The sequence below is a fragment of the Kitasatospora sp. NPDC058190 genome (assembly GCF_042883685.1).
Classification (GTDB): Bacteria; Actinomycetota; Actinomycetes; order Streptomycetales; family Streptomycetaceae; genus Kitasatospora.
In genome coordinates, this window is sequence record NZ_JBHVVI010000001.1 from 189,217 (window position 1) to 215,888 (window position 26,672).

At 73.0% G+C, this 26,672-nt stretch carries 26 protein-coding genes and 1 pseudogene; 15 read left to right on the plus strand and 12 right to left on the minus strand.

Features of this window, described 5'->3' with window-relative positions; genetic code table 11:
* Window positions 1-43: 43 nt before the first annotated feature.
* Entirely contained in the window at window positions 44-778 is a 735-nt protein-coding gene (locus ACFVWU_RS00855; RefSeq protein WP_387613618.1) for a rhomboid family intramembrane serine protease, read from the minus strand.
* A gap of 103 nt (window positions 779-881) precedes the next feature.
* Here ACFVWU_RS00855 and ACFVWU_RS00860 point away from each other — a divergent pair, with 103 nt between their 5' ends.
* Both ACFVWU_RS00860 and ACFVWU_RS00865 read left to right on the plus strand, forming a co-directional pair.
* Complete coding sequence (locus ACFVWU_RS00860; protein WP_387613621.1) at window positions 882-1,400, plus strand: YbhB/YbcL family Raf kinase inhibitor-like protein; 519 nt, start codon at window positions 882-884, stop codon at window positions 1,398-1,400.
* Between the two features lie 6 nt (window positions 1,401-1,406).
* Window positions 1,407-2,273: a hypothetical protein gene (locus tag ACFVWU_RS00865; protein ID WP_387613624.1), complete on the plus strand. Its 867-nt coding sequence runs from the start codon at window positions 1,407-1,409 to the stop codon at window positions 2,271-2,273.
* A gap of 27 nt (window positions 2,274-2,300) precedes the next feature.
* On the opposite strand, the gene ACFVWU_RS00870 is transcribed toward ACFVWU_RS00865, so the two are convergent.
* The gene (locus ACFVWU_RS00870) at window positions 2,301-3,269 is read right to left on the minus strand and encodes a helix-turn-helix transcriptional regulator (protein ID WP_387613626.1); all 969 of its coding nucleotides are present in this window, start codon (window positions 3,267-3,269) and stop codon (window positions 2,301-2,303) included.
* A gap of 91 nt (window positions 3,270-3,360) precedes the next feature.
* Between ACFVWU_RS00870 and ACFVWU_RS00875 the strand changes: the two genes are divergently transcribed.
* Window positions 3,361-4,845, plus strand: a complete 1,485-nt coding sequence (locus ACFVWU_RS00875) for an MFS transporter (protein WP_387613699.1) — start codon at window positions 3,361-3,363, stop codon at window positions 4,843-4,845.
* A 73-nt stretch (window positions 4,846-4,918) separates the two neighbouring features.
* Here the strand turns inward: ACFVWU_RS00875 and ACFVWU_RS00880 are convergent, their stop codons facing one another.
* Both ACFVWU_RS00880 and ACFVWU_RS00885 read right to left on the minus strand, forming a co-directional pair.
* Entirely contained in the window at window positions 4,919-5,209 is a 291-nt protein-coding gene (locus tag ACFVWU_RS00880; protein ID WP_387613629.1) for a DUF2087 domain-containing protein, read from the minus strand.
* 68 nt (window positions 5,210-5,277) lie between these two features.
* The gene (locus tag ACFVWU_RS00885; RefSeq protein WP_387613632.1) at window positions 5,278-5,919 is read right to left on the minus strand and encodes an HhH-GPD-type base excision DNA repair protein; all 642 of its coding nucleotides are present in this window, start codon (window positions 5,917-5,919) and stop codon (window positions 5,278-5,280) included.
* A gap of 265 nt (window positions 5,920-6,184) precedes the next feature.
* On the opposite strand from ACFVWU_RS00885, the gene ACFVWU_RS00890 reads away from it, so the two are divergent.
* The 3 genes from ACFVWU_RS00890 to ACFVWU_RS00900 all read left to right on the plus strand — a co-directional run bounded on the left by ACFVWU_RS00890 (window position 6,185) and on the right by ACFVWU_RS00900 (window position 10,215).
* Window positions 6,185-6,532, plus strand: a complete 348-nt coding sequence (locus ACFVWU_RS00890) for a DoxX family protein (RefSeq protein WP_387613635.1) — start codon at window positions 6,185-6,187, stop codon at window positions 6,530-6,532.
* A gap of 250 nt (window positions 6,533-6,782) precedes the next feature.
* A complete protein-coding gene (locus ACFVWU_RS00895; RefSeq protein WP_387613637.1) occupies window positions 6,783-9,275 on the plus strand; it encodes a germacradienol/geosmin synthase in 2,493 nt (830 codons plus the stop codon).
* Between the two features lie 142 nt (window positions 9,276-9,417).
* A complete protein-coding gene (locus ACFVWU_RS00900; protein WP_387613640.1) occupies window positions 9,418-10,215 on the plus strand; it encodes a VOC family protein in 798 nt (265 codons plus the stop codon).
* 69 nt (window positions 10,216-10,284) lie between these two features.
* Here the strand turns inward: ACFVWU_RS00900 and ACFVWU_RS00905 are convergent, their stop codons facing one another.
* Entirely contained in the window at window positions 10,285-11,016 is a 732-nt protein-coding gene (locus ACFVWU_RS00905; RefSeq protein ID WP_387613701.1) for an ArsR/SmtB family transcription factor, read from the minus strand.
* Between the two features lie 82 nt (window positions 11,017-11,098).
* Here ACFVWU_RS00905 and ACFVWU_RS00910 point away from each other — a divergent pair, with 82 nt between their 5' ends.
* Window positions 11,099-12,355 carry a hypothetical protein gene (locus ACFVWU_RS00910; protein ID WP_387613643.1) on the plus strand — a complete coding sequence of 419 codons (1,257 nt, stop codon included), beginning with the start codon at window positions 11,099-11,101 and terminating at the stop codon, window positions 12,353-12,355.
* Window positions 12,352-13,125: an isocitrate lyase/phosphoenolpyruvate mutase family protein gene (locus ACFVWU_RS00915; RefSeq protein ID WP_387613646.1), complete on the plus strand. Its 774-nt coding sequence runs from the start codon at window positions 12,352-12,354 to the stop codon at window positions 13,123-13,125. Before ACFVWU_RS00910 ends, ACFVWU_RS00915 begins: the two co-directional genes overlap by 4 nt.
* A gap of 97 nt (window positions 13,126-13,222) precedes the next feature.
* On the opposite strand, the gene ACFVWU_RS00920 is transcribed toward ACFVWU_RS00915, so the two are convergent.
* Entirely contained in the window at window positions 13,223-14,008 is a 786-nt protein-coding gene (locus ACFVWU_RS00920) for a TetR/AcrR family transcriptional regulator C-terminal domain-containing protein (RefSeq protein ID WP_387613649.1), read from the minus strand.
* A gap of 228 nt (window positions 14,009-14,236) precedes the next feature.
* Here ACFVWU_RS00920 and ACFVWU_RS00925 point away from each other — a divergent pair, with 228 nt between their 5' ends.
* Entirely contained in the window at window positions 14,237-15,778 is a 1,542-nt protein-coding gene (locus tag ACFVWU_RS00925) for an MFS transporter (RefSeq protein WP_387613652.1), read from the plus strand.
* A 112-nt stretch (window positions 15,779-15,890) separates the two neighbouring features.
* Entirely contained in the window at window positions 15,891-16,589 is a 699-nt protein-coding gene (locus tag ACFVWU_RS00930; protein ID WP_387613655.1) for a helix-turn-helix domain-containing protein, read from the plus strand.
* 16 nt (window positions 16,590-16,605) lie between these two features.
* Here the strand turns inward: ACFVWU_RS00930 and ACFVWU_RS00935 are convergent, their stop codons facing one another.
* Entirely contained in the window at window positions 16,606-17,013 is a 408-nt protein-coding gene (locus ACFVWU_RS00935) for a VOC family protein (RefSeq protein WP_387613658.1), read from the minus strand.
* Window positions 17,014-17,109: 96 nt separating this feature from the next.
* Here ACFVWU_RS00935 and ACFVWU_RS00940 point away from each other — a divergent pair, with 96 nt between their 5' ends.
* Window positions 17,110-17,739 carry a GrpB family protein gene (locus tag ACFVWU_RS00940; protein ID WP_387613661.1) on the plus strand — a complete coding sequence of 210 codons (630 nt, stop codon included), beginning with the start codon at window positions 17,110-17,112 and terminating at the stop codon, window positions 17,737-17,739.
* Window positions 17,740-17,742: 3 nt separating this feature from the next.
* Window positions 17,743-18,684: a molybdopterin-dependent oxidoreductase gene (locus ACFVWU_RS00945; protein ID WP_387613664.1), complete on the plus strand. Its 942-nt coding sequence runs from the start codon at window positions 17,743-17,745 to the stop codon at window positions 18,682-18,684.
* A 15-nt stretch (window positions 18,685-18,699) separates the two neighbouring features.
* On the opposite strand, the gene ACFVWU_RS00950 is transcribed toward ACFVWU_RS00945, so the two are convergent.
* Window positions 18,700-19,785 (minus strand): alpha/beta fold hydrolase, encoded by a 1,086-nt coding sequence (locus ACFVWU_RS00950; RefSeq protein ID WP_387613667.1) that lies wholly within the window; start codon window positions 19,783-19,785, stop codon window positions 18,700-18,702.
* Between the two features lie 108 nt (window positions 19,786-19,893).
* Between ACFVWU_RS00950 and ACFVWU_RS00955 the strand changes: the two genes are divergently transcribed.
* Window positions 19,894-20,616, plus strand: a complete 723-nt coding sequence (locus ACFVWU_RS00955; protein WP_387613669.1) for a TetR/AcrR family transcriptional regulator — start codon at window positions 19,894-19,896, stop codon at window positions 20,614-20,616.
* 10 nt (window positions 20,617-20,626) lie between these two features.
* Here ACFVWU_RS00955 and ACFVWU_RS00960 read toward each other — a convergent pair whose 3' ends face one another.
* The 4 genes from ACFVWU_RS00960 to ACFVWU_RS00975 all read right to left on the minus strand — a co-directional run bounded on the left by ACFVWU_RS00960 (window position 20,627) and on the right by ACFVWU_RS00975 (window position 24,139).
* On the minus strand, window positions 20,627-21,253 hold the full coding sequence (locus tag ACFVWU_RS00960) for a helix-turn-helix domain-containing protein (protein ID WP_387613672.1): 627 nt from the start codon (window positions 21,251-21,253) through the stop codon (window positions 20,627-20,629).
* Window positions 21,250-22,758: an MFS transporter gene (locus tag ACFVWU_RS00965; RefSeq protein ID WP_387613674.1), complete on the minus strand. Its 1,509-nt coding sequence runs from the start codon at window positions 22,756-22,758 to the stop codon at window positions 21,250-21,252. The genes ACFVWU_RS00960 and ACFVWU_RS00965 overlap by 4 nt, the downstream gene beginning before the upstream one ends.
* 445 nt (window positions 22,759-23,203) lie before the next feature.
* The gene (locus tag ACFVWU_RS00970; protein ID WP_387613677.1) at window positions 23,204-23,938 is read right to left on the minus strand and encodes a hypothetical protein; all 735 of its coding nucleotides are present in this window, start codon (window positions 23,936-23,938) and stop codon (window positions 23,204-23,206) included.
* Window positions 23,939-23,992: 54 nt separating this feature from the next.
* A complete protein-coding gene (locus ACFVWU_RS00975; RefSeq protein WP_387613679.1) occupies window positions 23,993-24,139 on the minus strand; it encodes a hypothetical protein in 147 nt (48 codons plus the stop codon).
* A 535-nt stretch (window positions 24,140-24,674) separates the two neighbouring features.
* On the opposite strand from ACFVWU_RS00975, the gene ACFVWU_RS00980 reads away from it, so the two are divergent.
* Together ACFVWU_RS00980 and ACFVWU_RS00985 are read left to right on the plus strand one after the other, a co-directional pair.
* On the plus strand, window positions 24,675-25,889 hold the full coding sequence (locus ACFVWU_RS00980) for an IS21 family transposase (RefSeq protein ID WP_387613682.1): 1,215 nt from the start codon (window positions 24,675-24,677) through the stop codon (window positions 25,887-25,889).
* 147 nt (window positions 25,890-26,036) lie between these two features.
* A pseudogene (locus ACFVWU_RS00985) lies at window positions 26,037-26,672 on the plus strand (histidine kinase); the annotation flags it as partial.

Here is a 26,672-nt window from a genome sequence, read left to right on the forward strand (position 1 = left end):
GCCGCAGGGGTGGGAGTGGTCTATACCTGACTCCCCGGGTGGCCTACAGGCCCAGGTCGTCGAGTTCCTTGAGCAGGGCGGCGTTGGGGCTGTTCGGGTCGGTGGCGGTCGACGTGGCCTTGCCCTGGGCCTTGGCCTGGGGCTGGGGCTGGGGCTCGCGGGCTCGGCGCGGGGCGCGGTTGCGGAAGATCCACGCGCCGGCCAGGCCGCCGATCAGACCGCCCAGGTGGGCCGACCAGCTGATGCCCGGGGCGACGCCGGGCAGGGCGCTGGTCACCATGTAGGCGTAGGAGGCGCCGAGCACCACGCCGATCAGCGTGTCGATCAGGTTGCGGTCGATGATCCCGCGCAGCACCACGTAGCCGAAGTAGCCGAACACCACGCCGCTGGCGCCGGCGCCGATCCGGTTCGGGCTGTCGAAGACCCAGGAGGCCAGCTCACTGGTCAGGGCGACCAGCAGGGTCAGGCCGAGGAACTTCTTCACCCCTCGGTAGGCCGCCAGGAAGCCGAAGACGAACAACGGGCCGGAGTTGGCCTCCAGGTGCGCCCAGTTCCAGTGCAGGAACGGCGCGGTGACGACGTTCGGCAGTCGGCTCGGATCCTGCGGGATGACGCCGAAGCGCTTGCCGAGGTCGTAGTCGTCCATCCAGTTCACCAGCTGGATCAGCCAGATCGCGGCCAGTACCCCGACCATGGTGAACAGCGCCCGGCGGGCGTCGGCGATCATCTGGACGGGGTCGATCGTGGTTGCCGTGCTGCTGCGGTGCTCCGAGGCCATGACCTCGACTGTAGGGGCGATGGGATCGGACGTGCACCCCATTACAGTGATCGGTGGCGGCCGGTTCACGGCCGTCACCGGCCCGTTGAGAGGTGACAAACCCATGGGTGTTCGTCCGCCGCTGCCGTACGAGTTCCTGCCGCAGGTGCCGTCCTTCCCGCTGAGCAGTCAGGACTTCACCGAAGGCGCCACGCTGGGCCGGGAGTTCGTCTACTCCGGCGGCAACCTCTCGCCGCAGCTGGCCTGGTCGGGCCTGCCGGAGGCCACCAGGAGCATCGCCGTCACCTGCTACGACCCGGACGCGCCGACCGGATCCGGCTGGTGGCACTGGCTCGCCCTCAACCTGCCCGCCGACACCGTCGAACTGCCGCGCGGCGCCGGTTCGTCGGACGGGAGCCTGCCGGGCGCGGCCTCCTTCCACGGCCGCACCGACTTCCCGGGCAACAAGTACGACGGCGCCGCCCCGCCGCCCGGCGCCCCGCACCGGTACGTGTTCGCGGTGCACGCCCTGGACGTGGAGAAGCTGGACGTCACCGCCGACACCCCGGCGGCCCAGGTCGGCTTCAACCTGACCTTCCACACCCTGGGGCGGGCGCTGCTGACCGGCGAGTACGGGGTCTGAGGGCCGGTGTCGACGTCCGATCGTCCGGTCGAGGTCTGGCGGCTGCCCGAGGGGGACTGGTGGGCGGGCCGCCGGGCCGCGACGTGGACGGTCGGGCCGGGCGGGGAGCTGCTGGTCCTGCTGACGGCCGGACCGGAACCGGAACCGCCCTACGACGCCTGTCTGGTGACCGTCGCACGGGGCGGTGAGCGGCGGCTCGATCTGCCGCAGGTCCCGCTCCGCCACCCGACGTACCTCGGTCTGCTGCCGGGCGGTCGGCCGCTGGTGGTGGACGGTCGGGCGGAGGAGCTGGCGGACGGCTGGGAGCTCAACGGCCTGGTGTTCGCACCGGACGGTCGGCCGACCCGGCGGCTGCAGCTCGGCGACGACGTCCAGGCGCTGGTGACGGACCGTGAAGGCCGGATCTGGCTGGCCTTCGGCGACGAGGGTTGCTACGGGGGCAACCCGCTCGCCCAGTGCGGCCTGCTGGGTCTGGACGGCGCCGGGCGGACCGTCTGGGTTCCGGACTTCGAGGACCTGCCCGACGCGCCGATGGAGGGCCTCGCCGCCGCGACCGAGGGGCGGCGGGTCTGGCTGGCCTGGTACGGGGAGCGCACCTTCCTCACCGCCGCGGACCCGGGGGGTGGGCCGCCCCTCAGCATGCGGCTGCCGGCCCGGCAGCCGGTGGGCTTCGCGATCGCCGACGACCGGGCCGTCTTCCTGCAGCCCGACGGAGAGTTGGTCCGGTGCGTACGGGAGAGCCGGAAGAGCTGGCGGGAGGTCCGCCGGGAGCGGCTGGACCTGCCGGGGGAGTTGGACCGGCAGCACGCCCACGGCCGGGACGGCGTGCTCTGGTTCCGCTGCGGCAACGGCTGGTACCGGGTTCCGGTCTGAGTCACCGGCATCGGCCCCGAGGTCCGGCTAACCCGGCTGGTTCGCCGCGTGGTCGGCCAGGTCCGCGAGCCTGCGCAGGTGCTCGCGCAGCTCCGGCGGCTCGTGCACCTCGAAGGGGCAGTCCAGCATCAGCAGCCCTGCCGCCAGCCACCTCAGGGAGTCCGCCCGGGAGCGCAGGCGGCAGCTGTGGTCGTCGATCGGTTCGATCTCGTAGTCCCCGGTCCACGGCATCCAGCCGTCGACCTCGGCGGCGGGCCGGTGGACGGTGGCCACCATGGTGTGCGTCGGCGACTGGCCGCGCAGCCTGCTCGCCACGAACACGGCGGCGTCCTCGGCGGGGAGCGGGCGCGGGGTGAAACGGGCGCCGGTGGCGAAGGGCTCGCTCAGCCGGTCGATCCGGAAGAGCCGCCAGTCCTCGCGGTCCAGGTCGTAGCCGATCAGGTACCAGCGGCGGCCGGTCGAGACGAGGCGCTCGGGTTCGACGTTGCGCCGGGTCTCGGCGCCGTCGCGGGCCCGGTAGGAGAAGCGCAGCCGCTCCTTGGCGGTGACGGCGCGGGCGAGCATGGTGAGGTCCTCCGGGTCGACGGTCGGGCCGTCCCCGGTGAGCAGCGGCACGGTGGCGCTGTTGAGCGTGCCCACCCGGTGCCGCAGCCGGGCGGGCAGCACCTGGAGCAGCTTGCCGAGGGCCCGTACCGAGGCCTCCTCGATGCCGACCACCGCGTGTCCGGCCGCCGCCCGGAGCCCGACCGCGATGGCCACCGCCTCGTCGTCGTCCAGCAGCAGCGGCGGCATCGCGGTGCCCGCGACCAGCCGGTAGCCGCCGACCGCGCCCATGGTGGCCCGCACCGGGTAGCCGAGGTCGCGCAGCCGGTCGATGTCGCGCCGGATGGTGCGGGGGCTGACGCCGAGCCGCTCGGCGAGTTCGCTGCCGGGCCACTCGCGCGGGGTCTGCAGCAGGGACAGCAGGTTCAGCAGCCGGGCCGGGGTGTCGGTCATGCCGTCCAGGATGCCGGAGGAACTGGGACAGGTCCTGACCTATATGGCCCCTACCGTGGTGGACGTGCAGCAGAAGAGCGAGGAGTACGGAATGACCACGGCGGGAGCCGACCGGCGGAGGTGGATCGCGCTGGCGATCGTGATGGTCGCCTCCTTCATGGACCTGGTGGACGTGACGATCGTCAACATCGCCATCCCGAGCATCCAGCAGGACACCGGCGCCTCCTTCAGCGCCATCCAGTGGGTCACCGGCGGCTACGCGCTGGCCTTCGCGATCGGGCTGATCACCGGCGGCCGACTGGGCGACATCCACGGCCGCAAGCGGCTGTTCCTGATCGGGATCGGCGGCTTCACCGTGGCCTCCGCGCTGTGCGGGCTGGCCTCCGGCCCGGAGATGCTGGTCGCGATGCGGCTGCTGCAGGGCGGCACGGCGGCGCTGATGGTGCCGCAGGTGCTGTCGATCATCCACGCGACCTTCCCGGCGGAGGAGCGCGGCAAGGTGTTCGGCATGTTCGGCGCGGTGGTCGGACTGGGCGCGGTCTCCGGTCCGATGATCGGCGCGCTGCTCACCGAGTGGGACCCGCTGGGCCTGGCCTGGCGGCCGATCTTCCTGATCAACCTGCCGGTCGGCATCGCCGGGCTGCTGCTCGGCCGCCGCTACATCGACGAGTCCAGGGCCGAACACGCGCTGAAGCTGGACCTGGTCGGCGTGGCGCTGGCCAGCCTCGGCCTGCTGATGCTGATCTACCCGCTGACCCATGGCCGGGAGGCCGGCTGGCCGCTCTGGGGCTACCTGTCGATGGCCGGGAGCCTGCCGGTGTTCGCGCTGTTCGTGGTGTACGAGAAGGCCAAGACCCGGCGGGACGGCTCGCCGCTGGTGGAGCTGTCGCTGTTCCGGGTGAAGAGCTTCGCGGCCGGGATCTGCGTGCAGCTGGCCTTCGGGGTGGCGCTCGGCATCTTCTTCCTGGTCTGGACGCTCTACATGCAGGTCGGGCTGGGTTGGAGCCCGCTCAAGGCCGGCGCGACCGGCATCCCGTTCTCGCTCGCGGTCTCCACGGCGGCCGGGCTCTCGGTCCAGAAGCTGGTGCCGCGGTTCGGGCGGAAGGTGCTCCAGACGGGTGCGCTGGTGATGGCGGCGGGCGTGCTCACCTACATCTGGGAGGCGGACCGGTACGGGACGTCGATCGCGCCCTGGCAGATGGCGCTGCCGCTGGTGGTGATGGGCCTCGGGATGGGGCTGATCGTCGCGCCGATCACCGACGCGGTGCTGTCCGAGGTGCCGCGCCGGCACGCCGGGTCGGCATCCGGGCTGATCAACACCGTGCAGCAGGTGGGGAACGCGCTCGGGCTCGGGCTGGTGTCGGTGGCCTTCTTCGGGGCGATGGACGACGTGGTCGTGCCGGACGCGGTCGGGACGGCCTTCGGCGGCGCGTTCACCAACGCGCTGTGGTGGGTCGCGGGAGTGTTGCTGGCGGTGTTCCTGCTGATGTTCGCGCTGCCGCGGAAGCGGGCGGCGGGGGGTGTCGCCGCTGCGGGGGACGCGGCGGAGGAGCAGGAGCAGCCGGCGCTGATCTGACGCCCGGCTCTACGAGGGCCTCGGTCGCGCGTGTGCGGCCGGGGCCCTCGGCGCATCTGGGACCGCGTGCCGGCTACGGGTGCTCGGCTGCCCGGACCCGCTGGTAGCTGCTGCCGTCCTTGGGGCGGGCCAGGTGGCCGGCCTCGACCAGGTCGCGGCGCAGGGCGGGGGCGTCGTCGTGCACGGTGCGCAGGGCGTCGTTGACCTCGGCCTCGGTGTAGCTGCGGCCCGGCTCGAACAGGGTCTCGGCGAGATGGGCCAGCAGTTGCTCCCGGCGGGCCGCCTTGCGGGGGAGGCCGGTCAGGCGCCCGTCAGGGGTGAAGAACGCGGACACGCCGTGGCGTGCGGGGGTGGATGCGGTCATGCCGGAAGCGTCGCCCGGTGGAGCGGGGCGGGGCAATCGGTTTTCGGCGCCGTCGTCCTCCGGCCGACTCAGCGGGTGCCGGGCACGGCCGCGGCGGTCGTCCGGGAGGTGGTGCGGGGCTTGGCGGCGGCCTTCGCCTCCTTCGCGGCGCGCTTCATCTCCTGCTTGAACTCCCGTACCAGGGTGAGGGAATCGGGGCCGGTGATGTCGGCGACCGAGCGGTGCGAGCCCTCCTCGCCGTACGCGCCGGCCGCCTCGCGCCAGCCCTCCGGCCGCACCCCGTACTGCTTGCCGAGCAGGGCCAGGAAGATCTGCGACTTCTGCTTGCCGAAGCCGGGGAGGGCGTTGAGGCGGCTGAGCAGCTCCTTGCCGGTGCGGGCGCCCTTCCACAGCGCGGCGGCGTTGCCGTCGTACTGCGCGACGAGGAACTGACAGAGCTGCTGCACCCGTTTGGCCATCGCGGCCGGGTAGCGGTGGACGGCCGGTTTCGCGGAGAGGAGGGCGACGAACTCCTCCGGGCTGTAGGTGGCGATCTCGTGGGCGTCGAGGTCGTCCCGGCCGAGGCGCTGGGCGATGGTCAGCGGGCCGGTGAACGCCCATTCCATCGGCACCTGTTGGTCCAGCAGCATGCCGACGAGCGCGGCGAGCGCACTCCGTCCGAGCAGTTCGTCGGCCTCGGGCTGCTGGGCGAGCCGGACGGTGACGTTCATGGGGTTTGCCCTCCTCGGAGTTGACGTCGGGTCGGCGCCCAGTCTGGTGGACGCGGCGTGGGCGGACGCCGTCAACACGCCCGTAGCCGGGGAAGTCTTGGTGCCCCGGCCTTGCCAGGCCTGCATAGTTCGTTGGCGGAACGGCTGTTGGGGGGGCGGTTCGGAGGGAACGCGGAAAAATTTTTGTCCGCGCCGGTCACATCCGCGACGCGCGCCGGGTCAGTGCTGTGTCCGACCGACCAGCCACCGAACGGGGAGCACACCAATGTCCGTCGCCCACACCATCGTCACCATCCTCGGCGCCCTCATGGTCGGCTTCTCGGCGTACTCGGTCTTCGCCAAGGCCGAGTACGTCGTGGGGCCCCTCGCCGAGTACGGCGTCCCGCGCGCCTGGTGGACCTGGCTCGGGGTCGCCAAGGCCGCCGGCGCCCTCGGCCTCCTGGTCGGCCTCGCCGTCCCGGCCCTCGGCTACGCCGCCGCCGTCGGCACCATCCTCTACTTCCTCGGCGCCGTCGTCACCGTCGCCCGCGCCCGCGCCTACGCCCACATCCCCTTCCCCCTCATCTACATGGCACCCGTCGCCGCCTCCCTGATCCTGGGGCTCGCGGCCTGACGGGGGCCATCGACGCAGGGGCGGACCGCTCGGCGGTCCGCCCCTGCGGCGGTGTCCCTGTGGGGAGTTGGGGGCGGTGATCCGGGCCCCGTACGGACGATCCGGGGCGGCCCGATCGCTCGGGCGAAAGTTCGAGTGGAGGTTCGAGCAGGTGGGTCATCTCATATGACTGTTCCTGTTGTGCCGATGCGGTGACCTGGCGGCGGGTCATTCTTGGTCCAAACGACGCGTCCAGAAAGGCTCGCCCGCCGTGACCCAGCCGTTCGACCTGCCGTCCTTCTACGTGCCGCACCCGGCGCGCCTCAACCCCCATCTGGACGAGGCGCGGGCCCACTCCACCGACTGGGCCCGGGAGATGGGCATGCTGGAGGGATCGGGCATCTGGGACCAGGCCGACCTGGAGGCCCACGACTACGGGCTGCTCTGCTCCTACACCCACCCCGACACCTCCGCCGAGGCGCTGTCGCTGGTCACCGACTGGTACGTCTGGGTCTTCTTCTTCGACGACCACTTCCTCGACCTGTACAAGCGCACCAACGACCGCGAGGGCGGCAAGGCGCACCTCGACCGGCTGCCGCTGTTCATGCCGGCCGACCCGACCACCCCGACGCCCGAGCCGGAGAACCCGGTCGAGGCGGGCCTGGCCGACCTGTGGCGGCGCACCGTGCCGGCGATGGGCGAGGACTGGCGGGTCCGGTTCGCCGAGAGCACCCGCAACCTGCTCAACGAGTCGCTGTGGGAGCTCTCCAACATCAACGCAGGCCGGGTGGCCAACCCGGTCGAGTACATCGAGATGCGCCGCAAGGTCGGCGGCGCTCCGTGGTCCGCGCAGCTGGTCGAGTACGCGGCCGACGCCGAGGTGCCGAAGGAGGTTTCTGGCTCGCGCGCGCTGCGGGTGCTGATGGACGCCTTCTCCGACGGCGTGCACCTGCGCAACGACATCTTCTCGTACCAGCGCGAGGTCGAGGACGAGGGCGAGCTGAGCAACGGCATCCTGGTGCTGGAGCGCTTCCTGGAGTGCTCCACCCAGGAGGCCGCCGAGGCGGTCAACGACCTGCTCACCTCGCGGCTCCAGCAGTTCGAGAACACCGTGTTCACCGAACTGCCGGTGCTGTTCGCGGAGACCGGGCTCGACGCCGAGGGCCGCGCCCGGGTGATGGCGTACGCCAAGGGCCTGCAGGACTGGCAGGCCGGCGGGCACGAGTGGCACATGCGCTCCAGTCGCTACATGAACGGCGGTGGCGCGGCGGCGGGTTCGGCCGACGACGTGACGCCCGGAACGGGCGGCGGGCTGCCCGGGCAGCCGGGTTCCGGCAACTGGTGGGACCAGTACGCGATCGGCGGCATCGGAACCTCGGCGCTGGACGTCCTGCGCAAGGGAGTCGAGAAGGCGGCGGCCCCCGCCGCCCTCCCCGCCCCCGCCGCCGAGCGGCGGGCGCGCTCGCACGGCCACGTGCCGTTCCAGCCCGTGGGCCCGTCCCGACTGCCCGAGTTCAAGCTGCCGTTCAGCCTGTCGCTGAGCCCGCACCTGGACGGCGCCCGGGAGCGGGTGATCGAGTGGGCCGAGCGGGTCGGAATGCTGGCCGGGCACCCCGACGTCCCCGGCTCCGGAATCTGGGACGCCGAGTCGATGCGCGACTACGACCTCCCGCTCTGCGCGGCCGGCATCCACCCGGACGCCACCGCCGACCAGCTCGACATCTCCTCGGCCTGGTTGGCCTGGGGCACCTGGGCGGACGACTACTACCCGAAGGTTTTCGGGCGCACCCGTGACCTGGCCGGTGCCAAGGTCGCCAACGCCCGGCTGTCGCTGTTCATGCCGCTGGACGGTGGCCCCGTGCCCGAGCCGGTCAACGCGCTGGAGCGCGGCCTCGCCGACATCTGGGAGCGGACCGCCGGCCCGATGACCGTCGAGGCCCGGGGCAGGCTCCGCGAGTCGGTCGAGGTGATGACGGACAGCTGGATCTGGGAGCTCAGCAACCAGATCCAGAATCGGATCCCGGACCCGGTCGACTACCTGGAGATGCGCCGCACCACCTTCGGCTCCGAGCTCACCACGGGCCTCAGCCGGCTGTCGCACGGCAAGGCCGTGCCGGAGGAGGTGTACCGGCACGGCTCGATGCGCGCGCTGGAGAACTCCGCCATGGACTACGGGTGCATGATCAACGACGTCTTCTCGTACCAGAAGGAGATCGAGTACGAGGGCGAGCTGCACAACATCGTGCTGGTGGTGCAGAACTTCTTCAACTGCGACTATCCGTCGGCGGTCAGGATCGTCGACGACCTGATGCACTCCCGGCTGGAGCAGTTCCAGCACGTCGCACAGCAGGAACTCCCGGTGCTGTACGAGGACTTCGGGCTGGACGCGGCCGCCCGGGAGCTGCTCGACGGGTACGTCGCGGAGCTGGAGAACTGGCTCGCGGGCGTGCTGAAGTGGCACCAGGACTGCCGCCGGTACCGCACCGAGGACCTGGAGCGGCACTTCGGCGCCGAGCGGGACCTCGCGGAGGCGGTCCGGGCGCGGGCGGCGGCGCCCGAGGTGGCCGAGGAGTCGGCGGCCGGGGCTGGTGCAGCGGCCCCGAGGGTTCCGACGGCCCCCGTCCCGCCGGTACCCGTACCCGCTGCCGCGCCGGACCCGGAGCCGAGCGCCGCCGCCGTGACCGGCGCGGTGCCGCTCGGACCGACCGGCCTCGGCACGGCCTCGCTGCGCCCGCCGCTGAGCGGGGCCGTCCCGGCGAACTGAGGCGGCGCACCCGGGGCGCACCCGGGGCGCACCCGCGCGTGCAAGCCCGCGCGGGTGCGCCTCGCCGTGGCTAGGCTGGCGAGTCGGGGGCCGCGCGCGCCTTCCGACGCGCGCCCGCATCGTCACGGACGAGGGCTGAGAGATGGCTGCGCTACCTGAGGGCACACCCTGTTGGGCCGACGCGATGTTCACCGACGTGGAGGGCGCCAAAGCCTTCTACGGCCACGTCCTCGGCTGGACCTTCGGCGAGAGCTCGTCGGAGTTCGGCAACTACACGACGGCGTACTCGGACGGCGAGGCGGTGGCCGCGCTCGTGCCGCCGATGCCCGGTTACCAGACGCAGTCCGTCTGGTGCCTGTACCTCGCCTCCCCGGACGCCGCCGCCACCGCCGAGCGGATCCGCACCAACGGCGGCGAGCTGGTCACGGGTCCGACGGCGATCGGCGACGTCGGCGCGATGGTGCTCGCCAAGGACCCGGGCGGGGTCGTGTTCGGCGTCTGGCAGGGCGGGACCTTCGAGGGCTTCGAGAAGCAGGGCGCGCCCGGCGCGTACAGCTGGGCCGAGATCGTCACCCGCGAGCCCGGCAAGGCCGACGCCTTCTTCCCGGCGGTCTTCCCGTACGGCACCAGGAAGATGGACACCGAGCAGATGGACTACCGGATGTTCCAGGTCGGTGACCGGCCGGTGCTGGGCCGGAAGGGGGCGGAGGGCGACCTCCTGCCGCCCGAGGCGCCCTCGTACGTGAGCGTCTACTTCGCCGTGGACGACACCGACGCCGCGATCGAGCGGCTGACGGCGCGCGGCGGCAAGGTGTACTCCGGGCCGATGGACAGCCCGTTCGGCCGGTTCGCGGCGGTCGGCGACCAGCAGGGTGCGGCCTTCGGCCTGATCGACCTCGGCCGGACCGTGGGCGAGCAGCCCAGGACCGTGGACGTCTGACGGGGGAGCGGGAGGACCTCGTCGCGCCCCTGGGCAACCTGGCCCGGAGGTTCAGAGCGCCTCGCGGGCTCAGGACACCTCGACCCCGAACAGTTCGCGCAGCGCCCGGCCGCCGTCCGGGGTGACCCGCACGGCCCGGCCGGAGCCGATCCGCTCCACCCAGGCGCGGTCCAGCGCGGTGCGACAGAGTGCCGCGCCCAGCGCCCCGCCGAGGTGGTTGCGGCGCTCCGTCCAGTCCAGGCAGCCGCGCACCACCGGGCGCCCGCCGGGGCGGCCCGCGCGCGGCGGCAGTTCGATCGCCTGCGCGGCCAGCCAGGCGCGGCCGCGCTCGGTGACGGCGAGGCCGGCGTCGTCGCTGACCAGGCCGCGGTCGAGGAGCGCGTCGGCGACGGCCACGCCGAGGCGGCCGGCCAGGTGGTCGTAGCAGGTCCGGGCGCGGGCCTCGGCGCTCTGCCGGGTGGCCTCGCGGAGGGTGTGGGGTGCCCGGTCCGGCAGCTCGGCGGCCTCGGCGAAGACCGTCTCGGCGAAGACGGTGACGTCCTCGATCAGGGTGGCGACGGCCGGGGTGGCCAGTCGGACGTACCGGTGCCGCCCCTGCCGTTCCTCGGCCAGCAGCCCGCTCGCGATCAACCGGGAGAGGTGCTCGCTGGCGGTGGACGGCGCGACCCCTGCGGTCCGGGCCAGCTCGCCGGCCGTCCAGGCGCGGCCGTCGAGCAGCGCGGAGCAGAACTCGGCGCGGGTGGGGTCGGCGAGCAGGGCGGCGAGGGCGGCGAGCGAGGAGCCCCGGTGGGTCGGCGGCATGCGTCCATGATCGGGCATGCCGCCATGGTCGCGCAGGCACAGTTCGGCCGGGACCGAAACGAGCCGGGGCCACGATGACCGCATGAGTGATCCCACGGTGATCCGAATCGACTTCTCCCGGTACGAGGACGTGACCGCGGCCCTGGCCGACCCGGCGCTGGTCCCGCCACCCGCGACGCCCGGGCCGTACGGCACGGTGGCCTGGCTGCGGGCCGCCGTCGCCCGGTTCAGCGCGGGCGGGCCGCACGCCCGGCGGCGGGCGCTGGTGCTGGCCGACCTGGAACGGCTGGACCCGGTCGCGCTGCGGGTCGCGGCGGCGGGCGGCTACGGGACGGACGTCCGGCTGCGGGTGGTCCGGGTGCTGGCGGCGGCGCTCGGGCTGGCCGAGCCGGAGGCCGTCGCGCGGGACGTGAAAGCTGTGTCCCGGGCGTACTTCGAACCGGCGCCGGACGACCCGGAGGCGGACGCGGCGGTCGCCCGGTTGCTGCCCGCGATGGGGGACGCCGACGAGGAGACGGCGGCCAACCGGATCGGCCTGCTCGTCCAGGCCTGTGACGCCACGGCCACCCTGGTCGAGCGCGCCCGGCGCCACCCCGACGGGCTGGCCGGCGCCCTGCGGGAGGATTCGCCCGTCCGGGAGATGCGCCGCTTCGCCGCCCGGGAGACCGAGGTCGGCGGGGTGGCCGTACCCGCCGGGGCGCACGTCCTGCTGGACGTCGCGGCCGCCCAGCAGTCGGACCGCGAGCCGCTGGCCTTCGGCGCCGAGCCCCGGCTCTGCCCGGGCCGCTCGCACGCGCTGGTCATCGCCGAGGGCGTCCTGTACGGCTCCTCGGATCCGGCGGACGACTCGGTGCCGCCCTCCCAGGACGTCGATCAGGCCGAACTCGCCGCCCTGATCCCGGAGACGATGGATCACGTCCTCGGTCTCGCCGCCACCTGGACGACCTGGGACGGGCGTCCGATCGTGAACGCGGACGGGCGAACCTACACCCCGCACAAGGTGGTTCGCCGGGTCGCCGACCACCTCCTGGACCACCTGGCCGAGTTGGAGGCACGACTGGCCGGCGAGTCGGCCGAGCCCGACCACTGGCACGCCTCCGACGTCACCACCCCGGCCGACCTCGCACCGTTCACCGTCGCCGACCTGGACGAGGCCCGCAGCCGGCTCACCCGGCTCGGGCGGATCTGGTCCCAGCGGGTCGCCGCGTTGCCGGAGAAGCACCTGGACGACTCGCCGGGTGCGGGCTGGAGCTTCCGTCATATCGTCTGCCACCTCGCCCGGGCGTCCGGCTACTACGCGGACTCCGTCGGCGAGTTGAACCCGGAGGTGACCCGATGACCCCGTTCGCCGCACTGCACCACCGCCCCGGCCGCCCGCTGCTGCTCCCGAACGCCTGGGACCACGCCTCGGCCGTCGCCCTCGCCGCCGAGGGCTACCCGGCGATCGGCACCACCAGCCTGGGCGTGGCGGCCGCCGCCGGCCTGCCGGACGGTGCCGCCGCCACCCGCGCGGAGACCGTACGGCTGGCCCGCCGGCTCGGCCGCGACGACTTCCTGCTCAGCGTCGACGTGGAGTCCGGCTTCAGCGACGACCCGGACGAAGTCGCTTCGCTGGCTGTGGAGTTGGCGCAGGCCGGGGTGGCCGGCATCAATCTGGAGGACGGCCGGGCGGACGGCACGCTGACACCGGCCGCCGTCCACGCGGCGAAGGTCGCGGCGGTGAAGGCGGCCGTGCCGGAGCTGTTCGTGAACGCCCGCACCGACACCTACTGGTGCGGTCAGGACGACCCGGAGCCGGAGGCCGTCCGGCGGCTGGAGGTCTACCAGCGGGCGGGCGCGGACGGTGTGTTCGTCCCCGGGGTGACCGAACCGGCGGTGATCGCCCGGCTGGTCGGCCGGGTCGCCGTCCCGCTCAACATCCTGCTGACGCCGACCGGCCCGGGCCTCGCCGAACTGGCCGAGCTCGGGGTGGCCCGGGTCAGCCTGGGCTCGCTGCTCTACCGGGCGGCGCTGGCGGCGGCGGTGGCCACGGCGGCGGCCGTCGCCTCGGGCGGGCCGGTCGGACCGGTGCCGGGGTATGCCGATGTGCAGGCGCTCAGCGGGAGTTGAGCGCTGCTCGGCGCTGCTCGGCGCTGATCGGCGGTGATCGACGGTGATCGACGGCCCGGGCGTTCGCGGTGCGGCGCCCGGGCCGTGGTGGCGGGGCTCAGCCCTTGCCCTGTGCGGCCCGGGTCGCCTCGATGCCGTCCAGGATCACCCCGACGCCCCGGATGAAGCTGTTGTCCCGGCTGCCCTCGTTGACCTCCTGTTGCACCTGGGTGGTGTACAGCCGGTGCAGTCGTGGATGGCTCTTGGTGGCCTCCAGGACGGCGGGCAGCAGCTGCTCCATCCACACCCGCTCGTCCTGGCCGCTCTTGGTCAGCGCGCTCAGCCAGGCGGCCTCCACGCAGGCGGTCCCGATGGTGTAGCCCATGACCGCGCTCATCGCGTCGTTGGCCTCGACGAGTTCGAAGCCGGCCGCTTCCATCAGGGCCAGGAGGGCCTCGGAGATCCGCATCCAGTTGGGGCCGAGGTAGACCATCCCGACGTCGCCGATCACCGAGACCATCCACGGGTGGCGCAGGATGGCGGCGCGCATGCTGTCGGCGCAGTCGACGACGGTCGCGCGCCAGACCTCGGGGTCCTCGGCGCCCTCGGCCGGCGGCAGCGGGAGCTCGCCGAAGACCTGGTCGACGACCAGGGCGAGCAGCTCGTCCTTGTTGGCGACGTGGGTGTAGAGCGAGGTGGCGCCGGCGTTGAGGCGGGCGCCGAGCTTGCGCATGCTCAGTGCCTCGATGCCGTCGGAGTCCAGCAGTGCGAGCGCCTCGGTGACGATCTGCTCGCGGCTGAGGGCGGGCTGGTCCCGCCGCCGCGGCGGGCGGTTCCACGGCGACTGGAAGCCGGTCGGGGCCGGTCGACCGTCCGACGATGTGTCCTCTGACCTGGCCGCCATCGGCCCTCCTCGCTCTCGGTCCGGGTTCTTCCGATTCAGCATAAGCCGCGCCGCACGCTGTGCGGCGTTGCGAACACTGTACGGCGACCGTACAGTGTTCGGAGTGGCGCACGCCGTACGACCGGGGGTGGTGGACGGTGTGCCCGCGACGACTTCCGCGCGGCCGCAACCGACGCGAGGACCTGTGCGCGGCTGCGGCCGGCGCGCCGAAACCGAAGGGGGATCACGGTGGAACGTCACCCGCGTCGCTGGCTCATCCTGGTCGTGCTCTGTCTCAGCAGCCTGGTGCTGGTGATCGACAACATGGTGCTCACGGTGTCCATCCCGCCGATCGCGGAGGACCTCAAGGCCGGGGCGCAGGACATCCAGTGGATCATCGACTCGTACATCCTGGTCTTCGCCGGGCTGCTGCTGACCTCGGGCAGCCTCTCCGACCGCTTCGGACGGCGAAAAGTGATGATCATCGGCCTGGCACTGTTCGGCGCCGCCTCCCTGGTCGCGGCGGTCGCCACCAGCCCCGGCCAGCTGATCACCGGGCGCGTCCTGATGGGGGTCGGCGGCGCGCTGATCATGCCCAGCACGCTGTCCATCCTGATCACCGTCTTCGACAACGAGGAGCGGCCCAAGGCGATCGCCGCCTGGAGCGCGGTGGCCATGGTCGGCCTGGTCGGCGGCCCGGTGCTGGGCGGCGCGCTGATCGCGCACTTCTGGTGGGGCGCGGTCTTCCTGGTCAACGTGCCGGTGGCGGCGGTGGCGATCGTCGCGGCGGTCGTGCTGATGCCCGAGTCCAAGGGGCCGTGGCGCCGACCCGACCTGCCCGGGATGCTGCTCTCGATGGTCGGCATGACGGCCCTGGTCTGGTCGATCATCGTGCTGCCCCGGGACGGCTTCACCGACGCCGGCACCCTCGGCGCGCTGGCCGTTGCGGTGGCCGCGCTGATCGGCTTCGGCGTCCGGCAGGTCCGCACCGACTCGCCGATGGTCCCGCTCAAGCTGTTCCGCAACCGGGTCTTCACCGGCGCCAGCTTCTCGCTGGTCCTGCTGACCTTCGCCACCGGCGGCCTGATGCTGGTGCTCACCCAGTACCTGCAGTTCGTGCTGGAGTTCTCGCCCACCGACACCGGCCTGGCCTTCATACCGCTGGCCATCGCCTCGCTCGCCTTCAACGCGATCGGCGCCGCGCTCGGCAAGAAGCTCCAGCCGCGCGTGCTGACCTCGATCGGCATGGTGATCATCGCCAGCGGCTTCGCCCTGCTGGCCACGCTCTCGGTCGGCGACGGCTTCACCAAGGTCGCCCTGGCCATGCTGGTGCTGGGCATCGGCTCCGGCCTCGGCATGCCGGCCGCCGCCAACGCGCTGATGGGCGCGATCCCCGCCGAGCACGCCGGAGTCGGCTCCGCGCTCAACGACACCATCCAGCAGTCCGGCGCCGCGCTCGGCGTGGCCGTCCTCGGCACCGTGCTCTCCAGCACCTACACCGGCTCGATGCCGGCCGGTGCCCCCGCCGCTGCTCGGCACGCCGTCACCGACGCGCTCTCCCTCTCCGCCTCCACCGGCGACGGGGCCCTGGCGAGCGCCGCCCGCGAGGCCTTCAACACCGCGACCTCGACCACCTTCACGGCCGGCGGCGTCGCCGTCCTGGCGGCGGCGGTGCTCACCCTGGTCCTGATGCGCGACCGCGGCACGGGCGGCCAGGAGGCCGTGGCGGAGTCCACCGATCCCGTCGAGCCCGCCGATCCCGTCGAGCCCGCCGTCGAGCCGGTGGGCTGAGTCCCACCGGTCCCACCAGCCCTACTGGCCCCACCAGCCCCGGCCGCCCCGCGCAGCCGGGGCCGTCGGCTCACCCGGCCCGTCGGCCCGTCCGGGGCGTAGCCTTCGAAGCGTGTTCACCGACTACGCGGAGCGCGCGTCCCGCCTGCCCGGGGCGGTGTTGTGGACGAAGGGCGCCGACCGTACGGGCGACGGCGCGGGCGGGCTGGTGCTGCCGGACGGTTGCATGGACCTGCTGTGGACGGAGGGTCGACTGCTGGTCGCCGGCCCCGACACCCGGGCGTTCCGGCCCGGCCCCGGGCTGCGGGGCCCGTGGGCGGGCGTCCGGTTCCGGCCCGGGGTCGCACCGGCGCTGCTCGGGGTGCCGGCCTGTGCGCTGCGCGACCGACGGGTCGACCTGGCGGACCTGCGCCCTGGCGGCGAGGTGCGGCGGCTGACCGGGCGGATCGACGCGGCGCCCGACCCGGCCGCCGCGCTGGAGCAACTCGCGCTGCGCCTGGCCGCCGAGGCGCGGCCGGAGGACCCGTTGGTACGGGCGGTGGCCGCGGCGCTCTCGGCCGGGTGCGGCGTCGCGGCGACGGCCGAGGCGGTCGGGCTCGGCGCCCGCCAGCTGCACCGCCGCTCGCTGGCCGCCTTCGGCTACGGTCCCAAGACCCTCGCCCGGATCCTGCGCCTGCAGCGCGCCCTCGGGCTGGCCCGCTCCGGCGTCCCGCTCGCCGAGACGGCGGCCCGGACCGGCTACGCGGACCAGGCGCATCTGGCCCGCGAGGTGCGGGAGTTGGCGGGACAGCCGGTGACGGCGCTGCTGTAGTACCAGCACGGTGGAGCTACCGGGCCAGCGGCGCGAGCAGGTCGACCCCGTTGCCGTCCGGGTCGTGCACGGTCGCGTACCGCTGGCCCCAGAAGGCGTCCCAGGGCTTCAGCTCGCCGTGGTGCCCGGCGCCGGTCAGCTCCTCGTACACCGCGTCCACGTGCGCCGGGCTCTGGCAGCGGAATGCCAGCCCGGCCCGGCTGTTGCCGGTCGGCGGCTGCCAGCCGGGGTGGAAGGAGCGGACGGTGGACTCGGCGTCGAGCACCAGGAGCAGCCCGCCGGGCAGCTCGGCCTCGACGTGCGGCTCCTGCTCGGCGCCCTCCGGGAAGGCGAGCCCCAGCCGCCGGTAGAAGGCGACCGAGGCGGCCATGTCGGAGACGGCGAGGCCGAAGAAGGCGAGCTGCGGTGCGGGTGTGCTGTTCATGGTCGCCACGCTAGGCGGGGTGCGGGCGGGGGGTCTTGAAGGAATCGGACATCCGGGCCGGCCGGCCCGGGCTCGTGGCCGCTACCCTCCTGTGTCGTGTCCACTGCGCCCGACCTCGACGAACCGGTCCACCTCGCCCCGTACGACCCGGCCTGGGCGGTCCGGGGCCTGGCCCTGGTGGAGCAGCTCACCGCAGGGCTCGGGGAGCTGGGCCCGTACGTCGAGGTCGAGCACATCGGCTCGACCTCCGTCCCCGGCCTGGACGCCAAGCCGGTGCTCGACATTCAGATCGGCTGTGCGGACCGGGACGTCGACGCGGTGGTCGGGTACGTCCGCGGGCTCGGCTTCGAGCACCTGGGCGAGGCGGGCGTCCCCGGCCGTGAGTACTTGAGGCGGCGCTCGGAGCTGCCGGTCAACGTCCACGTGGTCGGGCTGCGCGGGCGGTTGTGGACCGACAACCTGCTGTTCCGCGACCACCTGCGGGCCCACCCGGAGGCGGCCGCCCGCTACGCCCGCGCCAAGCGGGACGCCGCCCGGGCCGCCGGGCGGCTGCTCGCCTACTCGGATCACAAGGCGGCCGTGGTGGCCGAACTCATGGCGGAGGCGCGGGACTTCGAGGCCCCTGATCCCCGGCTGGAAGGCCCCGCCGGCCTGGCCGGAAGGGACGTTGTCAGTCCTTCCTTGTACTGTCGATCGCGGAACAGTGATCACTGCACGGGGGTGTGACGAATGATCAGGACGGACCCGGAGGCACCGGACCGCTACCTCACGCCGGTCGAGGACGTCTTCGTCCGCAACCACCTCGGCCCGCACCCGCGGCTCGACCCGGCCACCTGGACATTGACCGTCGAGGGCCTGGTGGAGCGGCCCCTGCGGCTGGACTTCCCGAGTCTCCAGGGCCTGCCGCAGACCCGGTTCACCGCCGTCCACGAGTGCTTCGGCAATCCGCTGCGCCCCGATGTGCCGACCCGCGCCGTCACCAACCTGGAGTGGGCCGGCGTCCCGCTCGCCGCCGTGCTGGAGCTGGCCGGCCCGCGCCCGGAGGCCCGGCACGTCTGGCTGGAGGGCGCCGACCGCGGCGACTTCGCGGGGGAGAGCGGCGTGAGCTACCTCAAGGACCTGCCCCTCGACCAGGCGGGCGCCGAGGTCGTCCTCGCCCACACCATGAACGGCGAACCGCTGCGCCCCGACCACGGGTATCCGGTGCGCGCGGTGGCGCCCCTGATGTTCGGCACCAACTCGGTCAAGTGGCTGACCCGGATCGTGCTGGCCGCCGAGCGCCCCGACCACCTCTTCACCACCCGCCTGTACACCCGCGTCCTGCCCGGGGAGAGCGAGGCAAGTCCGGTCCGCGAGAAGGACGTCAGCAGCAAGCTGCTCACCCCGCGCGACGGGCGGTCCGTCCCGGCCGGAGTCTGCGAACTGGCCGGCTACGCCTGGAGTTCCACCGAGGTGACGGCCGTCGAGGTCGCCGTGGACGACGCCGACTGGCAGCCCGCCGAGCTGGACCGGCGCGGCCCGCACCCCAGTTGGCAGCGCTTCCGGCTCCGGTGCGAGCTCGCCCCGGGCCCGCACCGCGTCCGCTGCCGGGCCACCGACTCCGCCGGGCGGGTCCAGCCGCTCACCGGCGACCGGAACGCCGTCCACGAGATAGCCGTGGTGGCCGAGTGACGGCTGCCGCCGCGCTCAGCGCGCAACCGGCTGGGCGGTGATCGCCGGACGGACCACGGTGAGCATCAGGTCGAGGAACTGGTCGGGGTGGCGGAAGCTCGCGAAGTGGCCGGCGTTCCGGATCAGCGCGAACTCCTTGACCGGCGCGGTGACCTCGTCGAAGAAGCGCTTGGCCGGCTCGGGCGGGGTGAGGACGTCGCTGTCGCCCTGGAAGACGAAGAACGGGATCCGGAACTCCGTCCCCTCGGCGCGCTCGTCGAAGGCCGCGGCCTCCAGCTGGAGGCGCTCGGAGAACTCCATGGCCTTCAGGTACGACCGCAGGCCGCGCAGGGTGTGCAGGGGCGAGAACCAGAGTGAGCGCATCACCACGGTCTTCATGGTGTCGAAGGAGAGCGGGTCGCTGGTGAGGACCAGCTTGTTGTACTCGCCGACGTCCTTGGTGGTCCACGCCGACCGGTCGGCGCCCATCGCCAGGGCGGTGGCCAGCTCCTTCTCCTTCTTCCGGCCCGCCGCGCGCAGTCGGCCCACGAGCGCGTCGTAGGCCGAGCGCTCCCGGCCGCCGTCGATGATGTTCTGGTCGGTGCCGACGTAACCCGAGTACAGCTCGGGGTGGTTGCGGGCCAGCCGCAGGCCGAGGACGGTGCCGAAGGAGTTGGCGACCAGCAGCAGCCGGTCGATGCCGAGCCGGGTCCGCAGGTGCTCGGTGACCTCCAGGGCGTCGTGGTGCAGCCGCTCGTAGCTCAGCTCGCCCTGCCCCTCCGGGCCGGTGGCGGCGAAGGTGAAGCCGGCGCCGCGCATGTCCCAGCGCACGATCGTGAAGTGCTTCTCCCAGCCCCGGGTGCGGGGGGTGAAGACCAGGTTGGAGGCGCCGGGGCCGCCCAGGATCTCCAGGATCACCGGGTTGTCGCGGTCCTCGCCGCGGATGGAGACCCACTGGTCGATGCCGCCGATGCGGACGAAGCCCGCCTCCTCGATCCCCTTCGGGCCGGTGATCCGCAGCCGCTCGGCGAACGCGGCGCGCTTGAGCTGCCGGTAGCCCAGCAGTCCGGCGACGGGAGCGGTGAGAGCGGCGGCGGAGACGGTGGCGATGGTGGCGAGCATGGTGTATCCCCCAAACTGTTTATCGCGTCAGCAGATGCGTTTAAGGTATATACAGTTCTGGGTGGTGTCAACGGGCACCGCGGAACACCAGCTGAGAGGGAGCGTCGGATGGCCAGGGAGAAGGCGCGTGACCTGCGCGCGGGCATCGCACTGCTGTGGGGCGAGCAGGACCAGCCGACCCGGGGGCCCAAGCCGAGCCTGACCCCCCAGCGCATCGCCGCGGCCGCGGTGGTGATCGCCGACGCCGAGGGGCTGGACGCCGTCTCGATGAACAAGGTCGCCGCCGAGTTCGGCGTCTCGGCGATGGCGCTCTACCGCTACGTGCCCGGCAAGGCCGAACTGATCGAGCTGATGGTCGAGTCCGTCCTCGCCGAGGCCCCCGACCTGTCGACGGCCGGGACCGGCTGGCGGGAGCGGATCACCGAGTGGGCCCGCCGGTCCGCGGCGACCCACCGCGCCCACCCCTGGCTACTGGCCGCCACCGCCATGCGCCGTCAGCTGATGGGCCCCAACCAGCTCGGATGGCTCGACGCGGCCCTCGCCGCCCTGGAGCCCAGCGGGCTGACCGCGGCCGAGCAGCACCGGGTCTTCGTGCTGGTCGCGGGCCTGGTCCGCACGCTCGTCCAGCAGGACCTCGACTTCGACGAGCAGCACAGCCAGGAGTGGAACCGCCTCACCGGCGAGCTCCTGGAGCGCCACGCCGACCGCTTCCCCACCCTCACCCGCGCCATCGCCGCCGGCGCCTTCGCCCCCGACCCGGTCGACCCCTTGGAGTTCGGCCTCGCCCGGATCCTCGACGGCGTCCAGCTGCTGGTCGACCAGCCCTCCTAGCGGACCAGTACTACTGGTCGGCGGTCGGGCGGCTGGCGGCCAGGAGGTCGTGGAGGAGTGGCAGCAGTTCCTCGGGCGAGGCCTTGGCGAGTTCGGCGAAGGCCCCGCTCGAGCGGGCCAGGATGATCCCGGCGAAGGCGGCCGCCGCGAGTTCGGCCCGCAGCTGGGGGCGGTCCACGTGCTCGGCGGCGAAGCGGCGGTGCAGCGGCTCGACCATCCGTTCGCGGAGGTAGGTGCGCGCGGACTGCTGGACCTCGGTGTTGTCGCCGGGCAGGACCGCGGCCATGAAGGAGGGGCCGGGGCCGCGTCGGGTGAGCCGCTCCACCAGGGTGCGCAGGCGGTCGTCGTCCAGCAGGTCGGCCGGTGCCGAGTCGCCCAGCTCCATGCGTACGGTGGCCAGGTAGAGCTGGGTCTTGCCGCCGAAGTAGCGGGCGATCAGCGCCGGGTCGACGCCGGCCCGGTCGCCGATCTCCCGGATGGTGGTGCGCTCGAAGCCGCGGTCGGCGAAGAGTTCCATCGCCGCCCGTATCAGGAGCTCCCGGCTGCGGGTGGCGTCCCGGCGCCGTGGGGTCGCGGGTTCCGGCTGTCCGCCGTCCGCGACGGCGGGCCCGTCGGTGCCGGGGGCCGCCTCGGTCACCGCTCGGCTCCGGCCGGCAGCACGGGCACCTCGCCCTCGCCGGCCACGCCGTCGGCGATGCTCTCTTCCACCATCAGCTCCTCGTCCACGCGGGCACCCTTGCGGGCGGCGGTCGCGGCACTGAGCCGCGGCAGGACGATCGTAGTCAGCCCGGTCACCACCCACACCGCGCAGCCGATCAGCGCCGCGTCCCGGTAGCCGCTGTCGGCGGGCAGCAGCCGGCCCGGCGCGGTGTGCGCCTGGAGGACGGCGCCGCACAGCGCGCTGCCGGCGGAGTAGCCGACGGTGCGCAGCAGCTGGTTGAAGCTGACCGCGCTGCCGACCTCGTCGGCGGGCACCGCGTTGACGATCAGCCCCGGCATCACGGCGAAGGTGCAGCCGACGCCGAGTCCGGCGATCCCCATCACCACCAGGTGCTCCCACAGGTGGTTTCGGGCGAACAGGAAGAACAGCACCGAGACCAGCGAGACCGCGCAGCCCAGCGGCAGCACCAGGGCGGAGGAGGTGCGCCGGGCCAGGGTCGGGACCACCTTGCTGGACAGCAGGCTGAGCGCCGAGAACGGCAGCAGCACCAGGCCGGCCACCACGACCGAGGCGCCCAGGCCGTAGCCGGTGCCGGCCGGGGTCTGGACGTAGCGGATCACCAGCGACAGCAGCAGGTACATCCCGACGCCCGCGATCAGACCGGCCACGTCCGCGGTCAGCACCACGGGGTTGGTCAGACTGCGCAGCTCCACCAGCGGGTGGGCGGTGCGCAGCTCGTGCCGGACCCAGCAGACCAGCAGCAGCACCGAGACGCCCGCCACCGTCCACAGCCGGGCGCTGCCCCAGCCCCAGCTCTCGCCCTCGCTGAGCACCAGCAGCAGTCCGACCAGTGCCAGCCCGAGCAGCACCGCGCCGAGCGCGTCCAGCGGGCGCCGTTCGCGGCCGGTCGTCGGGGGCAGGACCAGGACGGCCAGCGCCAGGGCCAGCGCACTGATCGCGGCGCCGAACCAGAAAGCCGCGTGGATGCCGAAGGACTGGGCGATCAGGCCGGTGATCGGGTAGCCGAGGCCGACGCCGGCGACGGTGGTGATGGAGAGCAGCCCGACCGCCGAGCGGGAGGCCGCGCCGGGGAGGGCGTCCCGCGCGGTGGCGATGGCCAGCGGGGTCAGCCCGACCCCGACGCCCTGCAGCGCGCGCCCCGCGATCAGCGAGCCGAACCCGAGCGGCAGCGCGGCCAGCACGCTGCCGACCACCACCATGGCGGCGGCGGTGAGGGTGACCGTGCGACGGGCCGGCCCGTCACCCAGTCGGCCGAGCACCGGGGTGGCGACCGCCCCGACCAGCATCGTGATGGTCAGCGACCACTGCGCCTCGGCGAGCGACACGTGGTCGACGGCCGCGATGGTCGGGATCATCGGCGCACCGAGGCTGCTGATCACCGCCACCACGGCGCTGAGGAACACCAGCACGGGCACCAGGGCCCGCTCACGTCGCGTCGACAGGCCCGTTCGGGTCTCCATGGACGCGCCCTCCCTTGTCGGAGATCGAGTGTCTGACGGCTGTCATCATGTGATGTCATCAGACGATGTCATCGCATGATGACATACTCGACCCGCCGGGCAGAAGCCCGTGCCGGCAGCGGATCGCCGCCGCCGCGGCGCCGGGGAACCGGGTCGAGGCTGGGTCGGGAGCGACGAGGGCCCCGACCGGAACCCGGTCGGGGCCCTCGAGAACGCGGAGACGCCCCGAGACCGTCGACCGCGTTCCGCCCCGTAACCGCGGCCGGCGGCCCGGGTGGTCTTCTTGTCCGACGGCCGCTCGGATCGGCGGCACGGCGGGTTGAGGGCACATGTGATCAGGGCGAACGCGACCAGGGGCCATCAGGGCTTCCCGCATCCGCCGGTCGGTGTCACGGTCGCGCGACGACGGTTGGGCGGGCCCGCGGGGACGGGCCCTCGGTCGGGCTCAGCGCCTTCGCCGCCGCGACACCCGGTGGGTGGTGTGTCGTGGCGACGGGCGGCGGGGACGAGAGGCCACCGCGATCTGACGCACCAGCTGGTGCAGACAGACGGCCGAGGTGATCGGCGGCAGGCCCGCGACGATGATGTCGAGCGGATCGAGAGACGTCCGGTACACCTCGAAGGAGCACAACCCCGTCGCGATGCCGGAGAAGACGACCACCACGACCCACGCGTGCACCAGCCTGCGCGATTCCAGGGTGCTGCGCAGCGTGGAGAGGCTGCCCACCAGCCACGGCCCGTAGATGATCACCGGCCACAGGTGGTCCATTCCGTGCGGCACCCGGGACCCGGCGAGGTCGCGCAGCGGGTTGTAGCAGAGCATCCAGTCCAGCACGCAGACGGCGGTGACCGTCACGGCCGTCAGCACCCCGAAGAGCTTGCGGAAGACCAGCGGCCACGACGTCACCGACTGCTCGCGGCGGTGCCGGACGGACGGAGCGGGCTCCCGCGTCGCCTGGTGCGGCACGGTGTCGAGCAGGTCGAGGTCGTCCAGCGACGCGTAGGCGTGGTGCGGCACGGTGTCGAGCAGGCTGAGGTCGTCCAGGGACGCGTAGGGGTGGTGCGGCCCGGGCTGCCCGCTGTCCCAGTTGACCCACCCCTCGGTGGTCGGGACGCCGAGGACGCTGGCCCCGGTCCCGAACCAGGCGGAGTTCTCGCCCATCGGGTCGTACATCGCCATCTCCCAACGTTGTGCCGTTCGCTGTCCTGCTCGCCCGCCGCCGAGTCGCGCGGGTCAGCATTCGGCCGGGGCCGAGGAGCCGGCACGCTGGGCGTGGCTCTCCTGGAGGTGGCGGATCGTTCGCAGGAAGTCGGCCAGCAGCCGGGAGCAGTGCGCCAGGACGACGCGCTCCCCGTTGCGTGCCAGGTAGCCGCACTGCACGTCTCCCGCGGCATTCCGACGATCGGGCACAAAAAGCCAGCTGCCGACGCTGCATACGGGATCCCGGTCTGCCGGGGGCAAATTTTGCCATTGACGAATTACACCCATGTCCGGGTCAACGACGGGGATGGCCCATCGAATATCCGCAATTCGGGCGACCTTTAATAGCTCATTTCGGGCATGCTACCTGGAATTCCTCGGTCGATCCACCCGGGCCGCCGTATTAAAGATTCCGTATGGTGCTCCCGAAAATTCCCCACCCGCCGGAATGGTGGTCATATGTTCATAGCTGGCCGTACCTGCTTGGCGATTCTCCCCGGGTGGCGCGACGGGGTGGCGCGCTCGGAGGTCGCGTCCTCCCCGGAATTCTCAACGAATCAGTGGTATAGACATCCTGCCCGCTTCGCATCTTCCGGATACTCATGTAAGGTCTTTGGCTCGTTGGAGGAATCCGCCATCCACATGCACCCGGCATGATTTTTTAGCCGGTTTCGGCAAGGGGACTGGAATGCTCGCGAGGAAGGAATATCTGGAGATGCGGGAGCTGCATCTCCAGGGTTGGTCGATCTCGGCGATCGCCCGGCATCTGGGGCGCGATCGCAAGACGGTGCGGTCCTACCTCGGCGGTGGCCGGGTCGCGGGCGTGCGCAGTGCGACGCCGGACGCGTTCCTGCTCTTCCTGCCCTACTGCCGACAGCGGCTGGCCGATGACCCGCACCTCCTGGCGACCCGGCTGTTCGCGGAGCTGGTCGAGCTCGGCTACGTCGGCGCCTACTCCACCTTCACCCGGGCGCTACGTCGGCACGTGCTGCGTCCGCCCTGTACGCACTGCCCGCCCGGAGGGTATCCGGGCGGGCCGGCGGACGCGTCGCGAGGCGGCCAGGAGATCCGGTTCGACTGGCTCCGGTTGCCCGCCCCGCCGGCGTGGTGGGGGTGCGGTACCCACGTGCAGCTGCTGATCGGCACCCTCACCACCTCCGGTCGCTGGCGCGGCGTGCTGAGCGACGGCGACGACCTCCCGCACCTGGTGGAGGCGATCGACCGGGTACTGCGCCGGTTCGGTGGCACCCCCGGATGCTGGCGGCTCGGCCGGACGCCGGTCGCGTGCACCGTCGCGACCGGCCAGCCGAAGCCGGCCTTCGCGCAGGTGGCCCGCTACTACGGCGCGGCGGTCCAGCTCGGTCCGGCCGACCACGTCGACCCGCCGGACGAGGCCCGGGGCGCGGTGCTGCACGACTGGTGGTACGGCTCCGCGCGTGACATCGGGCTGACCGGCGCCCAGGACGAGCTGGATCGGCTCGCACGGTGCCAGGACACCCAGGACGACCATCGGCTGCCGGCCCTGCCGGACACCCCGTTCCCGGCGCGGCTGTGCACGCACCGGGTCGTCGACCCTCAGGGGCTGGTGCCGTACCGCGACAGCTTCTATGCGGTCCAGCCGGACCTCGCCGGCGCGTTGGTGACGGTCCACCACCGGCTGGACGAGCCGTACCTGTCGATCGCCACCCCCACGGGCGCCGTCATCGCCCGCCACCGGTTCGCGCCGCCCGGGTCGGCCCGGACCATGGCCGACGGCGCCGCAACGAGCGCCCTGGAGCGCCCCGCACGCCTGGCGCGCCCCCAGGTCCCCGCCTGCCGGGACGGCTGGCGGCACAAGCCGCTCTCGCGGCAGGCCTTGGCCGAGGCGCAGGCGCTGCGCGCGTCCGGCGGCGGACGCGCGGGGGCGGACGGCGACGGCCCGGACCGCTGAGCGGTCCGGGCCGCCACCGGTTCCCGGCCGGCGATCCGTCCTGCCCGCCGTGGGCTTCGCGCGTGCGCCTCTTCGGGCCGGGTGGCAGCGTGGAGGAGGGGACCCGGATGCGCGGGGACAGCCCGGACGCACACAGGGAGCATGCCCTTGAGCAAGGCACAGGACGGACCGGAGGAACACCGGTCCGCCAGGGATCGGCTGCGCTCGCGGCTGCGGGTGCGCAGTGTCGCCGGGCAGGTGTTCCTGTGGCTGCTGGTCGTGGTGGTGCTGCTGGTCGGCGCGGCCCTGACGACGCTCATCCTGCAGGCCCACAACTACGCCATCAGTGATGCCGGGCACAGCACGCGCGCCGGGGCCGTCACCTTGGCGCGCTATCCCGGGCTGGCGGCCGCCCTGGACAGCGCCGATCCGACCGCGGTGCTGCAGCCGCTGGCCCTGGACGTGCAGAAGAGCGGCGGCTTCGACTACATCGTGATCTTCGGCACCGACGGGACCCGCTACGCCCAGACCGCCCATCCCGAGCTGATCGGACAGCACGTCTACGGCGACTACCAGGATTCCCTGAAAGGGCCGTACACCACGACCGAGGACATACCGCTGGGACCGGACGTGGACACCACCGTGGCGGTCACCAGGCCGGACGGTTCGGTCGCCGGGTTCCTCTCGGTGGGGTACTACGTCAAGAACACGACCGCCGCGGTGAGCCGGCAGCTGCCGGTCCTGCTCGGCGGCGCGGCGGCCGCCCACGCCGTGGGTACGGGCGGGGCGGTGCGGGTGCGGCGG